At 45.9% G+C, this 15,020-nt stretch carries 16 protein-coding genes; 7 read left to right on the top strand and 9 right to left on the bottom strand.

The window, feature by feature from the left end; all coding sequences use genetic code 11:
* Position 1: 1 nt before the first annotated feature.
* On the top strand, positions 2–1,573 hold the full coding sequence (gene lysS / locus C2740_RS02490; RefSeq protein ID WP_215293840.1) for a lysine--tRNA ligase: 1,572 nt from the start codon (positions 2–4) through the stop codon (positions 1,571–1,573).
* Positions 1,574–1,622: 49 nt separating this feature from the next.
* Here the strand turns inward: lysS and C2740_RS02485 are convergent, their stop codons facing one another.
* Entirely contained in the window at positions 1,623–2,102 is a 480-nt protein-coding gene (locus C2740_RS02485) for a disulfide bond formation protein B (protein ID WP_215293839.1), read from the bottom strand.
* Between the two features lie 172 nt (positions 2,103–2,274).
* On the opposite strand from C2740_RS02485, the gene C2740_RS02480 reads away from it, so the two are divergent.
* From C2740_RS02480 to C2740_RS02455, 6 genes are all read left to right on the top strand, one after another.
* A complete protein-coding gene (locus tag C2740_RS02480; protein WP_215293838.1) occupies positions 2,275–3,051 on the top strand; it encodes a ferredoxin--NADP reductase in 777 nt (258 codons plus the stop codon).
* A gap of 113 nt (positions 3,052–3,164) precedes the next feature.
* Positions 3,165–3,329: a hypothetical protein gene (locus tag C2740_RS02475; protein WP_215294385.1), complete on the top strand. Its 165-nt coding sequence runs from the start codon at positions 3,165–3,167 to the stop codon at positions 3,327–3,329.
* Positions 3,330–3,347: 18 nt separating this feature from the next.
* Positions 3,348–4,142: a sulfite exporter TauE/SafE family protein gene (locus C2740_RS02470; RefSeq protein WP_215293837.1), complete on the top strand. Its 795-nt coding sequence runs from the start codon at positions 3,348–3,350 to the stop codon at positions 4,140–4,142.
* Positions 4,139–4,867 (top strand): phosphoadenylyl-sulfate reductase, encoded by a 729-nt coding sequence (locus C2740_RS02465; RefSeq protein WP_215293836.1) that lies wholly within the window; start codon positions 4,139–4,141, stop codon positions 4,865–4,867. Before C2740_RS02470 ends, C2740_RS02465 begins: the two co-directional genes overlap by 4 nt.
* A gap of 40 nt (positions 4,868–4,907) precedes the next feature.
* A complete protein-coding gene (gene cysD, locus C2740_RS02460) occupies positions 4,908–5,831 on the top strand; it encodes a sulfate adenylyltransferase subunit CysD (RefSeq protein ID WP_215293835.1) in 924 nt (307 codons plus the stop codon).
* Complete coding sequence (locus C2740_RS02455; protein WP_215293834.1) at positions 5,831–7,162, top strand: sulfate adenylyltransferase subunit 1; 1,332 nt, start codon at positions 5,831–5,833, stop codon at positions 7,160–7,162. The genes cysD and C2740_RS02455 overlap by 1 nt, the downstream gene beginning before the upstream one ends.
* Before the next feature lie 146 nt (positions 7,163–7,308).
* Here the strand turns inward: C2740_RS02455 and fdx are convergent, their stop codons facing one another.
* The 8 genes from fdx to uvrB all read right to left on the bottom strand — a co-directional run bounded on the left by fdx (position 7,309) and on the right by uvrB (position 14,981).
* Positions 7,309–7,647 carry an ISC system 2Fe-2S type ferredoxin gene (fdx, locus tag C2740_RS02450; protein ID WP_215293833.1) on the bottom strand — a complete coding sequence of 113 codons (339 nt, stop codon included), beginning with the start codon at positions 7,645–7,647 and terminating at the stop codon, positions 7,309–7,311.
* A gap of 32 nt (positions 7,648–7,679) precedes the next feature.
* A complete protein-coding gene (hscA, locus tag C2740_RS02445; protein WP_215293832.1) occupies positions 7,680–9,545 on the bottom strand; it encodes a Fe-S protein assembly chaperone HscA in 1,866 nt (621 codons plus the stop codon).
* 27 nt (positions 9,546–9,572) lie between these two features.
* Complete coding sequence (gene hscB / locus C2740_RS02440; RefSeq protein ID WP_371818578.1) at positions 9,573–10,100, bottom strand: Fe-S protein assembly co-chaperone HscB; 528 nt, start codon at positions 10,098–10,100, stop codon at positions 9,573–9,575.
* The gene (gene iscA / locus C2740_RS02435; RefSeq protein WP_072583082.1) at positions 10,078–10,401 is read right to left on the bottom strand and encodes an iron-sulfur cluster assembly protein IscA; all 324 of its coding nucleotides are present in this window, start codon (positions 10,399–10,401) and stop codon (positions 10,078–10,080) included. Before iscA ends, hscB begins: the two co-directional genes overlap by 23 nt.
* Positions 10,402–10,414: 13 nt before the next feature.
* A complete protein-coding gene (iscU, locus tag C2740_RS02430; protein WP_215293830.1) occupies positions 10,415–10,801 on the bottom strand; it encodes a Fe-S cluster assembly scaffold IscU in 387 nt (128 codons plus the stop codon).
* Between the two features lie 28 nt (positions 10,802–10,829).
* The gene (locus tag C2740_RS02425) at positions 10,830–12,089 is read right to left on the bottom strand and encodes an IscS subfamily cysteine desulfurase (RefSeq protein WP_371818577.1); all 1,260 of its coding nucleotides are present in this window, start codon (positions 12,087–12,089) and stop codon (positions 10,830–10,832) included.
* A 27-nt stretch (positions 12,090–12,116) separates the two neighbouring features.
* Positions 12,117–12,686, bottom strand: a complete 570-nt coding sequence (locus C2740_RS02420) for a Fe-S cluster assembly transcription factor (RefSeq protein WP_215293829.1) — start codon at positions 12,684–12,686, stop codon at positions 12,117–12,119.
* A 138-nt stretch (positions 12,687–12,824) separates the two neighbouring features.
* On the bottom strand, positions 12,825–14,981 hold the full coding sequence (gene uvrB / locus C2740_RS02415; protein ID WP_251369672.1) for an excinuclease ABC subunit UvrB: 2,157 nt from the start codon (positions 14,979–14,981) through the stop codon (positions 12,825–12,827).
* Positions 14,982–15,020 lie beyond the last annotated feature (39 nt).

The following is a 15,020-nucleotide window of genomic DNA, read 5'->3' as shown; positions in this document are numbered from 1 at the left end:
TATGAACGATAAAACCAACTCAGGCAATACGCCAGTACCAGCCACCGAAGCGGTTGATGAAAACCACATTATTGCGGAGCGCCGCGAAAAACTCGCTAAGCTGCGCGAAGGCGGCATTGCTTTTCCAAATGACTTTGTTCCAACCCATTTAGCTGCTGATCTTCACGCCCACTACGATAGCCTCACCAAAGAAGAGCTCGCCGCCAAGAAGGTACATGTCAAGGTTGCGGGCCGAATGGTTCTCAAACGCGTGATGGGTAAAGCGAGCTTTGCAACCATTCAGGATCGTAGCGGTCAGATTCAGTTCTACATTAGCGATGAACTCAGTGGTACTGATACCCATGGCGCCTTTAAGCACTGGGACATGGGCGACTTTATCTCTGCCGAGGGCAATCTGTTCAAGACCAACAAAGGTGAGCTCTCAGTAGAGAGTAGCAACTTACGTCTATTGAGCAAGTCTTTACGTCCTTTGCCAGATAAGTTCCATGGCCTCTCAGATCTTGAGACTAAATATCGTCAGCGCTATGTAGACCTCATTGTTAACCCAGAAAGTCGCAATACTTTCAAAGCACGTAGCAATGCAATCGCCTCCTTGCGTCGTCACATGCTCGATGCTGACTTCATGGAGGTTGAAACACCAATGCTCCACCCGATTCCTGGTGGCGCAGCAGCTAAACCCTTTATTACCCATCACAACGCACTCGATATGCAGATGTTCTTGCGTATTGCGCCTGAGCTCTATCTCAAGCGCCTAGTAGTTGGTGGCTTTGAACGCGTCTTCGAAATTAACCGCAACTTCCGTAACGAAGGTGTCAGTCCACGCCACAATCCAGAATTTACGATGATGGAGTTTTATGCGGCCTATACGGATTACCGTTGGCTAATGGACTTCACTGAAGGCTTGATTCGTGCAGCAGCAATGGATGCGCAAGGCACGGCAGTATTGACTCATCAAGGTCGTGAATTGGATTTGAGCAAACCATTCCAACGCCTCACGATTACTGAAGCCATTCTGAAGTATTGTGGCCAATCCGGGAAAAACTATGAAGCAACACAATTAGACGATATCAATTTCATCCGCGCCGAATTGAAAAAAGGTGGCGAAAATCCAGATGCCCCAACACTCAAGAATGCTGGTATCGGTGCTTTGCAATTAGCTTTATTTGAATTGGTTGCTGAAGAACACCTCTGGGAGCCAACTTACATCATTGATTACCCAATCGAAGTAAGTCCACTCGCTAGAGAGTCTGATTCCCGCCCAGGCATTACTGAGCGCTTTGAACTTTTTATTACTGGTCGAGAGATCGCCAACGGTTTCTCAGAGCTCAATGATGCTGAAGACCAAGCTAATCGTTTCCGCAAACAAGTAGAGCAAAAAGAAGCTGGCGACGAAGAAGCAATGTACTTCGATCATGACTTTATCCGCGCACTCGAGTATGGTATGCCTCCAACCGGTGGTTGCGGTATTGGCATCGACCGTTTAGTGATGCTGCTCACAGATGCGCCAAACATTCGTGATGTGATCCTCTTTCCTCATTTGCGTCGAGAAGAAGAGCAATCATTTCCGAAATAAACAAAAGGCACCCTAGGGTGCCTTTTTTATTCGCCAAGATCAAGTGGGATCACTGTTGTTTTTTAAAGAAGGTAACAGTCAGAAGAAGAAATAAAACAGTAAACCAGAATAAAGACCACTCAGGTACTTGTAGCCCCAAAATTGCAGGTAACTTTGCTGAGCAAAGACCGTCTGCTTTAAATAACCAAGGCAATCCTTGCGCTAATTGAAATTGATTAATCCAAGTCTCTAGTGGATCGATGCCGCAGGATGTTTCCGGGTGAGATAAAAGCCAAACCTGATGGGCAGCCACAGATACGCCATATGCCGCAGACAATGCTGCTAGACCATGAAACAACTTTCTTAAAGGGGCAATGCCAACCGCTAAAAAGCAGGAGATGGCAACTCCAAGATAGCCGACTCTTTGTAAAATACATAAAGGGCATGGCAAGAAACTGACTTCCTGGTACCCCACCTGCTGGAGGATCACTGCGAAAATAACCAGTCCAAGACTGAATAGGGAAATAAATAAGTAGCGTACTGAGCTCATAGGACATCATAGCCTTTTCAATAAACCTGAATTTAGAACGGGACTTATTACCAAAAATTTGATGCATATCACTACTTAGTCCTATTTATGAGGGATTTGCCCAGAAATTGGCCTCCAGGAATGGGATAATCAACGATTCCTTAAAACTGAGTTTTTTTCATTACAAGCATTTATGGCCGCATACAACACCGAAACCGTTCTCACCGTTCACCACTGGAACGACACTCTCTTTAGCTTTACCACCACTCGCAATAAGGGTCTGCGCTTTCGTAGTGGTCACTTCTTGATGATTGGTCTTGAGGTTGAAGGCAAGCCTTTAGTCAGAGCGTACAGCGTTGCCAGCCCAAATTATGAAGAACATTTGGAATTCTTGAGTATTAAGGTTCAAGACGGTCCATTGACATCGCGCTTACAAAAAATTCAGGTTGGCGATCCCATTCTTGTCAGCGAGAAGTCTGTTGGCACCCTGGTCATCGACGACTTAAATCCTGGCAAACATCTTTACTTATTTAGCACTGGCACAGGCTTAGCGCCATTCATGAGCATCATTCGTGACCCAGATACTTATGAGAAGTTTGAGAAAGTGGTCTTGATTCATGGCGTACGTTTGGTGAGCGAACTCGCTTATGGTGATTACATTAAAGATGAACTCACTCAAGATGAATACATCGGCGAAATCATTCGTGAAAAACTCATCTACTACCCAACCGTAACGCGTGAGGCATTCAAACATACTGGCCGCCTTACGACTGCTATTGAATCTGGACAACTCTTCAAAGATATAGGCTTACCTCCATTAGATCCAGCTGTAGATAGAGCAATGATCTGCGGGAGCCCCTCTATGCTGAAAGAGACCGCTGAGATGCTGGATGCCAAGGGCTTCAAAGTATCTCCAAGTCTTGGCCAATTAGGCGACTACGTCTTCGAACGTGCTTTTGTTGAGAAATAAGTAGACAATCTCTTTATACCTAAAAGTAATTTAGATATCGCTATATATTCCTTGTAGATATATAGACCCCTTGGTACATTCTCTTTTAACGAGATATTTACCAAGGAAATTCGATGTCCCCCGTCCGCGAGCATTTCAACCCTGTTATCACTCAGCTATTGCGGGAACATGATCGCCTGCCACATGACAAGGTCGCAGAGCGCAAAAGTTTCCAACGTCAAATTCTTTTCCTCATGAACGCCATCAAGCTCGAAGAGTTTGAGCAATCATTTGCTTAAACTAACCGGAGATAAGTAATGCTGCAATTTTTTCTAGATTCATCTCAATTCATTATTTCTGGAGCACTTGTTGGTCTCTTAGTTGGTATGACTGGTGTTGGTGGTGGCTCTCTGATGACGCCATTGCTCACCATTATTTTTGGTGTGACTCCAACTACTGCAGTGGGTACTGATTTAGCATTTGCTGCCATTACCAAAGGCTTTGGTACTGTCGCTCATAGGCTCCATGGCAATGTTCGCTGGGATATTGTTCGTCTACTTTGCATTGGAAGTCTAACAACTGCAATTCTCTCCATCCTCACCTTGAAATATGTTGGCCCAGTTTCCAAAAATTTCAATCATTTAATTAGCGTTTCAATCGGGATCTCCGTGTTATTAACTGCCGCATCTTTACTCTTTAGAGTGAAGATTTTGAAGTGGGTACAAGAAAATCCAAACTTCTTACCCAGTGGGACAAATTTGAAGGCCGCAACCATTATTGTTGGAGCCATTATTGGCGTCTTAGTCACCGTATCCTCAATTGGTGCCGGCGCAATTGGTGCAACCTTGATATTAGTGCTCTACCCTCATCTCAAACCCGCGCAAGTTGCTGGCACTGATATTGCTTATGCAGTCCCACTTACAGCACTAGCTGGATTAGGTCATTGGTGGCTAGGCAATGTCCACTTTGACTTACTCTTTGGCTTATTGCTTGGCTCAGTACCAGCAATATGGTTGGGGGCAAAACTCTCAAGCACCCTTTCAGAAAAAGCTACTCGAACCACACTTGCTGGCACTCTATTTCTAGTTGGCATCAAATTAGTTTCATCATGATTGCTCAAGAATTGTGGTCCATCCCACCAAGCATGCTCACACCAGTAGAGCTTGCTGCAAAGTCCAGTATTCTGAAGCAGCGTTTAGTCGACATCTCTAATCGTTTCTCTGATGTGCGCTTTGCAACTAGCTTGGCTGCAGAAGATATGGTGATCACTGATGCCATTTCTAAAGCCAAGGCGAATATCAAATTATTTACTTTAGCTACTGGCCGTCTTCACCAAGAAACTATTGATATGGTCAAGATTACGGAAGATCATTACGGTGTAGCGATTGAAAAGATCCATCCACAGGATTCCGATGTACAGGCTTTTGTAAGTCAATATGGCATGAATGGATTTTACGACGGCGAAGAGCCTAAGAAGGCTTGTTGTGGCGCCCGCAAGATCAAACCGCTCAATGCAGCATTAGTTGGCGCTGATGCCTGGATTACTGGTCAACGGCGCGAGCAATCAACTACGCGCACTGAACTTAATTTAGAAGAATTAGATGATGCGAGAGGTATTGCCAAGTTCAATCCTTTGTTTGATTGGAGTGAAGCAGATATCTGGGCTTACATTAAACAAGAAAACCTTCCGATTCATCCACTTCATCTCAAAGGCTACCCTAGTATTGGCTGCGAACCGTGTACCCGTCAGGTAAAGAAGGGTGAAGACATCCGCGCAGGTCGCTGGTGGTGGTTACAAAGCGATAGCAAAGAATGTGGCTTACACGTTAATCAATAATCAAATTCATCATTAAAACTTGGTAGAAATAACTTACAGAATGTCAGAACAAAAATTGCTTGATGATCACTTGGATTGGCTTGAGGCTGAATCGATCTACATCATTCGTGAAGTGGTAGCTCAGTGCACCAACCCAGCCATGCTGTTCTCCGGTGGTAAAGACTCGATTGTGATGTTTCACTTAGCTCGCAAGGCTTTTCAATTTGGCAATCGCCCCGTGAAGCTGCCCTTCCCCATTTTGCATATCGATACTGGTCATAACTATCCTGAAGTCATTAGCTACCGTGACTCTGTAGTTGAAAAAACGGGTGTGAAATTGATTGTTGGGCATGTGGAAGACTCGATCAAAAAAGGTACCGTGCGTTTGCGTAAAGAAACCGACTCACGCAATGCCGCACAAGCCGTGACTCTGCTAGAAACCATTGCTGAATATGAATTCGATGCCTTGATGGGTGGCGCACGCCGTGATGAAGAGAAGGCTCGCGCTAAAGAGCGCATCTTCTCTTTCAGAGACGAATTTGGCCAATGGGACCCAAAGGCTCAACGCCCAGAACTATGGAATCTATATAACGCCCGCATCGCTAAAGGCGAAAATATGCGCGTATTCCCAATCTCAAATTGGACAGAGCTTGATATCTGGCAATACATTGCCCGTGAAAACCTGGCTTTACCAAGTATTTACTACACACATCAACGTGAAGTAGTGAAGAAAAATAATTTACTAGTGCCTGTCACTGATGTGACACCTAAGGCAGCTAGTGATATTAGCGAGATTCTCAGCGTGCGTTTTCGTACCGTTGGCGATATTAGTTGTACCTGCCCCGTTCTGAGTACTGCCGCCACTCCTCTCGAAATCATTGCAGAAACTGCGATTACTGAAATCACTGAGCGTGGGGCTACCCGTATGGATGATCAAACCAATGAGGCCTCGATGGAGCGCCGCAAGAAAGAAGGTTACTTCTAATGTCATCTACTCATCAAAATGTTGTTCGCTTCATCACCGCAGGTAGCGTTGATGATGGCAAGAGCACCTTGATTGGTCGCCTGCTATATGACACCAAATCGATTTTGGTGGATCAACTCGAATCTTTATCTAAAACTAAGCATGCCCGCGTCACTTCTTCTGATGCTGGTGTTGATTTAGCCCTGCTAACTGATGGCTTAGAGGCTGAGCGTGAGCAAGGTATCACGATTGATGTGGCCTATCGTTATTTCTCGACCCCTCAGCGCAAGTTCATCGTAGCTGACGCGCCAGGCCACGAGCAATACACCCGTAACTTGGTTACTGGCGCATCCCAATCAGATGTAGCAGTGATCTTAGTGGATGCCACCCGCGTTGATCTCGATACAAGCCCGGCTACCTTGCTGGCACAAACCAAACGTCATGCAGCCATAGTACATTTATTGGGTTTACGTCATGTGGTGTTTGCGATTAACAAGCTGGACTTATTTGGGTTTGATGAAAAGATTTTCAACACCATCAAAGAATCTATTGAAGACTTAACCCAAAAGATCGGCTTACCTAAACCAACATCGATTCCAATCTCCGCTTTGCTTGGTGCTAACGTAGTTACCGCCAGTAAACATACGCCTTGGTACAAAGGCCCAACCCTACTGGAGTGGTTGGAGAGTTTGGACACCAGCCCCGAGTCTGAAAAACTCGCCCTACGCTTCCCCGTGCAATACGTAGCACGTCAGGATGGTAGCGTCTCTGATGACTTCCGTGGCTATCTCGGCCAAATTGAGTCTGGCAGCATTCGAAAGGGTCAAAAGATTCGAGTCTTACCAGGTAATGTTGAGGCGACAGTTGCTGAGATCTATTTAAGTAATCGATCTAAGGCAGGTAGCAATAATGCTGTTGAGTCTGCACAGACCGGGGAAGCTGTTGCTATTCAGTTAGCAGAAGACATTGATGTATCTCGTGGATCATTATTCGTTAGCGCCGATGATCTTGCTATACCAACACTTAGCAAGCAAATTTCTGCTGATCTTTGCTGGTTAGATAGCGAGCCTCTCTCCCTAAGTCGTAAATATGCATTGCGTCACACTAGCAATACTGTTGGGGCTAAAGTAAAAGTGATTCAAACAGTGCTAGATGTCGAAACCCTCTCGCATGCCAGCCATGCTCATGCACTGACCACCAATGAAATCGGTCGCGTGGATTTTGTGTTGCAAAAACCAATTGCAGCCGATCTGTTTAATCAATCCCAGCCTACTGGTGCATTCATCCTCATTGATGAATGCACCAATCACACTGTTGCTGCTGGAATGATTCGTGAGGCAACAGCCCAATAAAGAAAAAGCCATCCCAAAGGATGGCTTAAAAGAGATTTTTGGAGGTACTGCTTAAAGAACAAACTACAGGTTCATATTAGCCCTCTCAAAATCTCACTTTTGTGGGGATTGCCTCTTTAAGAGCCATAATGCTCAAGCTTGGTGCATTAATGATTCTCTTTGGCGTGGTTAATTGAATATTTGGGTATTTCAATCACCAAATCTTGTTTAGCAACAATGGCTTGGCAAGATAACCGGGATTGAGGATTGAGTCCCCAAGCGCGATCGAGCATATCTTCTTCATTCTCATCGGGGGGGTTTAGGCTCTGAAAACCCTCTTTCACGATCACGTGACAAGTAGTGCAAGCGCAAACCATATCGCAGGCATGTTCAATCGGAATGTCATTTTCTAGCAGCGCTTCGCAAATCGATGTACCTGGCGTCACTTCAACCACTGCGCCTTCGGGGCAATACTCACTATGCGGTAGGACAACGATTTGAGTCATGATTCTTTTCTATTGGTTTGATATTGATTATTTTAGATCTCTGCAACATTTTTACCAGACAATGCTTTCTGAATACTGGCATTCATGCGCATTTGTGCAAAGTCATCGGTAGCCTTCGCAGCATGATCAACTGCTTTGCGAACTATGTCGCTATCGACTTCTTCATTCAAAATCTTTTGTAGATATGCCATCTCTTGGTCAATTGCAGCTTGCTCTTTCGCATCCAGGAGATTGCGATCACTTGCTAGAGCAGTTTGTACAGCATCTAATAAACGCTGTGCATTGACTTGTTCTTCGCGCAATGATCTCGAGAGCAAATCCTCTTTGGCAGAAGCAAAACCATCTTGCAACATACGAGTAATTTCAGCATCCGTTAAACCATAAGAAGGCTTGATATCAATTGAGGCTTGGACACCAGAGCCCTGCTCCATAGCGCTTACAGACAATAGGCCATCTGCATCTACCTGGAAAGTGACCCGAATTCGTGCAGCACCTGCAGCCATTGCTGGGATACCGCGTAACTCAAACTTCCCTAAAGAACGACAGTCTTGGGCAAGTTCACGCTCACCTTGCACCACTTGAATTGCCAATGCAGTTTGACCATCTTTAAAGGTGGTGAAGTCTTGCGCTCTTGCTACCGGAATCGGCGTATTGCGCGGAATAATCTTTTCAACCAGGCCACCCATGGTTTCAATACCAAGCGAAAGTGGAATGACGTCTAACAAGAGCCACTCATCATCTTTACTTTGATTGCCAGCCAGCAAATCGGCTTGCATAGCAGCACCCAGAGCAACCACTTGGTCTGGATTTAAATTATTGAGTGGTTGTGTTCCAAATAGCTCACCGACGGCACGCTGAACATTTGGCATACGGGTAGAGCCGCCCACCATCACTACGCCTTTAATATCTTCGGCTTTTAAACCTGCATCGCGCAAAGCTTTTTTGCAGGCGGCGAGAGTCTTGGCAACCAAGTTCTGAGTAATCTCAAAGAATTGCGCCTGACTAACCCCAACATTGACTACGGTACCGTCTGCCAGAGTCTCGTGAACTCTAGCTAAAGGGTTATGGCTAAGCAATTCTTTTGCATGTTTGCAAGCTTGTAAAAGCGTGCGATGGTCATGAATAGAGAGTGGAGGTAATTTAGCCTGTTCAATGACCCAGCAATATAAACGGTGGTCAAAGTCATCGCCACCCAAAGCAGAATCACCGCCAGTAGAGAGCACTTCAAATACACCTCTACTCATTCGGAGAATAGAGATATCGAAAGTGCCGCCGCCTAGGTCATAAACTGCATAAACACCTTCGGAAGCATTATCCAAACCATAAGCAATCGCTGCAGCAGTAGGCTCATTGAGCAATCTCAGCACTTCAATGCCCGCTAACTTAGCCGCATCTTTAGTCGCTTGACGTTGAGCATCATCAAAATAAGCGGGTACTGTAATGACGGCACCTACAATCTCATCAGATACAGAGTCTTCTGCTAGCTGACGCAAACGCGCCAAGATTTCAGCAGAAACCTCAATCGGACTCTTGTCGCCAGCAACTGTTCTGAGTTTGAGCATCCCAGGCTGATCAACAAAATCATAAGGAGCGCTCTCAATATGCTCCACATCCTGAATTCCGCGGCCCATGAAACGCTTGACAGAAACAATCGTGTTCTTTGGGTCAATGACTATGCTCTCAAGTGCTTCAAAACCAGCTTGCGTTCTACCATTTGCTAAGTAGCGCACTACCGAAGGAAGCAGCTCTCTACCTTGAGCATCAGGCAACACTTTTGGCAAAGCATCGCGCACAATAGCAACGAGTGAGTTTGTGGTTCCCAAATCAATGCCAACAGCAATCCTGCGCTGATGGGGCGCTAGTGATTTACCGGGTTCGGAGATTTGTAATAAAGCCATAAGAGTTAGAGTTTAATTCGACGCAGACTAGACCAAGGCCGCGATAGCATCATCAAGCTCAATAGCGAACTTATCAATAAAAAGGAGGCCCCTGAGAAGTTCAGCGGCACGTTGATAATTTTTGGCGCCATCGATTGCTTGAACAATTTCAGAAAGGGTATCTTGCTTAGAGGATTGCACCTCATCCATCAGCTCTTCCAAGGCCGGCAGATCTTCAGCCTGCTCATCGAGATTTTCACGCCATTCCATTTGCTTCATCAAAAAAGCAGCTGGCATTGCAGTATTGGTTTCTAGCTTGGCATCTACACCGTGAAGTTGACAAATATATAAACCCCGTTGCACGGGGTTCTTCAGCGTCTGAAAAGCAGTATTAGCCAATGTAGCCATCTGCATCGCAAGGCGCTGCTCAGAATCGCTGCCACGCGCATGTCGGTCGGGATGCACTTCTTTTTGAATTGCAAGGTAAGCCTGATCTAAGGCAGGCAAATCGATCTTGAATTGCTGATTTAAACCAAAAAAGCGAAAGTAATCGTCAGACGCGGAAGGATTCGCCACAACCACACTCATCTTTTACGTTTGGATTTTGAAACTTAAACCCTTCGTTCAAACCCTCACGTACAAAGTCTAGCTCTGTTCCATCCAAATACGCCAAGCTCTTCGGATCAATAAATACTTTTACGCCATTAGATTCAAATACCTGATCTTCAGCGGCAGGCTCATCAACATATTCAAGCTGATACGCCAAGCCAGAACAACCTGTGGTACGAACGCCCAAACGCAAACCACACCCCTTACCGCGCTTTTCTAAATTGCGGTTAACGTGTGCAGCTGCTTTGTCGGTTAAGGTAATGGCCATAGTTTTACTTTGTTTATTTGGCTAGATGCTTTTCTTTGTAATCAGCAACTGCTGCCTTAATAGCGTCTTCAGCCAAGATAGAGCAGTGAATCTTTACTGGCGGCAAAGCCAACTCTTCAGCGATCAGAGAGTTCTTGATCTCCAAAGCTTGATCCAAAGTCTTGCCTTTAACCCACTCAGTTACTAATGAGGAAGACGCAATTGCTGAGCCACAGCCATATGTCTTGAACTTAGCGTCTTCAATCACACCTTGATCGTTTACACGAATCTGTAACTTCATTACGTCGCCGCAAGCTGGCGCACCAACCATGCCGGTACCTACGCTTTCGTCGCCCTTCTCAAAAGAACCTACGTTACGCGGGTTCTCATAATGGTCGATTACTTTTTCACTATATGCCATGATATTTCCTCTTTAATCCTTCAGATTCTTAATGTGCAGCCCACTGAATCGTACTTAAGTCGATTCCGTCTTTAAACATTTCCCACAATGGTGAAAGCTCACGCAATTTTGCGATCTTTTCTTTCACTAACTTAATTGTAAAATCCACTTCTTCTTCTGTCGTAAAGCGACCCAGAGTAAAACGAATCGAGCTATGAGCCAATTCATCATTACGACCCAAGGCACGCAACACATAAGAAGGTTCTAGTGATGCTGATGTACAAGCAGAACCTGATGAGATAGCCAAATCCTTAAGGGCCATCAACATCGATTCGCCTTCAACGTAGTTAAAGCTGATGTTCAGGTTATGCGGCACACGATGCTCCATGTCGCCGTTGACATAAACCTCTTCAATATCTTTCAAGCCATTGAGTAAGCGGTCACGCAATCCACGAATACGCTTATTTCCCTCGACCATCTCAATACGAGCGATGCGAAATGCCTCGCCCATTCCCACAATTTGGTGAACTGCTAAGGTACCTGAGCGCATACCGCGCTCATGGCCGCCACCATGAATTTGGGCTTCAATACGAATACGAGGCTTACGACGCACAAACAATGCGCCAATCCCTTTTGGACCATAAGTCTTGTGAGCAGAAAAACTCATCAAGTCGACCTTGATCTTTTCCAAATCAATCTCTACCTTGCCGGTAGCTTGCGCAGCATCGACATGAAAAATCACGCCACGGGAACGACACAGCTCGCCAATCGCGGGGATATCTTGTACAACACCGATTTCATTGTTGACATACATCACCGACGCCAAAATCGTGCCTGGCTTCATGGCAGCCTCTAACTGCTTAAACTCAATCAAGCCACTGGGCAAAACATCCAAGTAAGTCACTTCAAAACCTTCACGCTCTAGCTCACGACAAGTGTCTAAAGTTGCTTTGTGCTCAGTTTTGACGGTAATGATGTGATTACCGCGATCTTTATAAAAATGCGCGGCACCCTTTAGTGCCAAATTAATACTTTCAGTAGCGCCGCTAGTAAACACAATCTCTCGTGGATCTGCATGTACCAGTTGCGCAACTTCTGAACGCGCCCACTCAACCGCCTCTTCGGCAGCCCAGCCATAGGCATGACTCCGCGATGCGGCATTACCAAATTGCTCGCGCAGGTAAGGCAGCATTTTGTCGACCACACGCGGATCAATTGGCGTGGTGGCCGAGTAGTCCATATATACCGGAAAGTGCTTAGGACTAAACATCGGAACCGGCTGCGTTGGAAGGTCTTGTGGTGCGTTCATGATTTACTTATTTTTGGATTACTTCAATTAACTTTGCCGCGCCAAATTAAAAACAGAATTTACTAATGGGGCTTTAGGGGCAACTTCTTTTTTCGCCGCAAGCGCTAGGGCTGGTTTTTCAACCTTAGTGCTTTCAACTTTAATTTTCTTTTGACGCATGTCTTGAATCACAACACCACGTCCTTCTTGCTGCTGCACCAAGTTACGCAAGCTTACTGAGCTGAGGTACTCAACCATTTTGAGATTAAGATTGCTCCACAGATCATGCGTCATACAATGACCATGCTCATCTTCGTCGCTATGACAGTTACCTTTACCGCCACATTGAGTTGCATCCAATGGCTCATCCACTGCGACGATGATGTCAGCAACACTAATTTCATCAGCCTTGCGTGCGAGGGTATATCCGCCTCCGGGTCCACGAGTGCTCTCAACAATATTGAAGCGGCGTAATTTGCCGAACAATTGCTCTAAATAAGAAAGGGAGATCTTTTGTCTTTGGCTAATTCCAGCCAAAGTTACAGGGCCATGCGCTTCGCGCAGGGCTAAATCAATCATTGCGGTTACTGCAAAACGGCCTTTAGTGGTAAGTCTCATATGTCACCTTGGTAATGGATTGTTATGGACAGCTAATGATCAGGCGGGTAATACCCGACCATTCCACTCAACTTTACCATATGACCCAGCAATCTGCTCGGGAATTATCCCAAAAAACCCTTTGGCAAGCCTGCCTATCTAGCCAATAGAGTCTCTAGAGCTGGCTCCAAAAGCCATTTCTTTGACCTTGGTAAGACGGTCCCGAGTGCCAGCAGCCTTCTCAAACTCCAAATTCTTGGCTTCGGCATTCATTTGCTTCTCTAGGAGTTTGATTTCGCTTGCCAGGTCTTTCTCGCTCATATCTTCATAGCGAGCCCGCTCCTGCTCAACCTGCATCTCCTGGCGCTTCTCCTTGACATCATAGACACCATCAATGATGTCCTTGATCCGCTTTTGAACACCCTTAGGCTCAATGCCATGGAGCTTATTAAAGGCAACTTGCTTGGTGCGACGTCTTTCGGTCTCCCCCATGGCGCGCTTCATTGAATCGGTCACCCTATCGGCGTACAGAATCGCCTTGCCTCGGACGTTGCGGGCTGCCCGGCCGATAGTCTGAATCAAACTTCTCTCAGAACGTAAGAAGCCTTCTTTATCCGCATCCAAAATTGCCACTAATGACACTTCAGGAATGTCCAAACCTTCGCGTAGCAAATTGATACCCACCAAGACATCGAAGACGCCTAAGCGAAGATCACGCAAAATTTCGACACGCTCTACCGTATCAATATCAGAGTGCACATAACGCACTTTCACACCATTATCGGAAAGGTAATCAGTGAGTTGCTCCGCCATGCGTTTAGTTAGCACCGTTACTAAAACACGTTCACCCACTTTGACGCGTTCATGAATCTGATCAAGCAAGTTATCAACTTGAGTACTGGCTGGCAATACTTCGATTTCTGGGTCAACCAATCCAGTAGGTCTAGCTACCTGCTCAACCACTTTCCCCTGATGCGTGTTTTCATAATCGGCCGGGGTTGCAGAAACAAAAATGGTTTGACGCATCTTGGTTTCAAACTCAGTAAATTTGAGCGGGCGATTATCCATTGCAGAGGGTAAGCGAAAGCCAAACTCAACTAAGGTATGTTTGCGCGATTTATCGCCGTTATACATCGCATTGAGCTGCCCAATTAGGACGTGGCTTTCGTCTAAGAACATGAGTGCATCATTCGGCAGGTAGTCCACCAGGGTAGGAGGCGCCTCCCCTGGGGCCGCGCCCGATAGGTGGCGGGAGTAGTTCTCAATGCCCTTACAAAATCCTAGCTCGTTCAGCATCTCTAGATCGAAACGGGTACGCTGCTCTAGGCGTTGTGCCTCAACGAGTTTTCCATCTTTTACAAATTCATCTAAACGAGTGCGTAACTCGATTTTGATGGTTTCAATTGCTTTAAGAACAGTTTCGCGCGGGGTCACATAGTGTGAACTTGGGTATACCGTAAAACGCGGAATCTTTTGACGAATCTTGCCTGTCAGTGGATCAAAGAATTGCAAACTCTCTACCACATCATCAAACAATTCAACGCGTACTGCCAACTCATTATGTTCAGCTGGGAAAATATCAATCGTGTCGCCGCGCACTCGAAATACACCGCGCTTAAAATCCGTTTCGTTGCGATCGTATTGCATGGCAATCAGTCGCATTAAGATATCGCGCTGACTCATCTTATCACCAGGACGTAGCGTCATCACCATGCTGTGATAATCGCCAGGATTACCAATTCCATAAATTGCAGAAACAGTCGCCACGATGATGACATCGCGGCGCTCTAACAAGCTCTTCGTTGCAGATAAGCGCATCTGCTCGATGTGCTCATTAATCGAGGAGTCTTTTTCAATAAAGAGGTCACGCTGAGGAACATAAGCCTCAGGCTGGTAATAGTCGTAGTAACTGACAAAATACTCAACAGCATTTTTTGGGAAAAACTCCCTAAATTCACTATAGAGCTGAGCAGCCAAGGTCTTATTAGGGGCAAAAATGATCGCTGGACGCCCTGTTCTAGCAATCACATTAGCCATGGTGAAGGTTTTTCCAGATCCCGTAACCCCCAACAAGGTCTGAAAGCTCAATCCGTCCTCAATACCCTCAACCAAGGCCTCAATAGCCTGTGGCTGGTCCCCAGCCGGGGCAAATGGCTGATATAGCTCATATGGGGAGTCTGGAAAGCGAACAAATTTAGCTGGATCTAGATCGTGGCCAGCCTCGCCTAATGGATCGGCAACAGGCTTTTTGATATCTTCTTTAGCTGCAGAATTGGAACCAGTTTTGGGGGGCTTAGGGGGCATCTCGGCTATCATTTCATCTGTGAGTTTTCTTCACAGCGAATTTTGTACAAA

It is taken from the genome of Polynucleobacter sp. MG-5-Ahmo-C2, assembly GCF_018687735.1.
Classification (GTDB): domain Bacteria; phylum Pseudomonadota; class Gammaproteobacteria; order Burkholderiales; family Burkholderiaceae; genus Polynucleobacter.
This window is presented reverse-complemented; position numbering and strand designations above follow the sequence as displayed.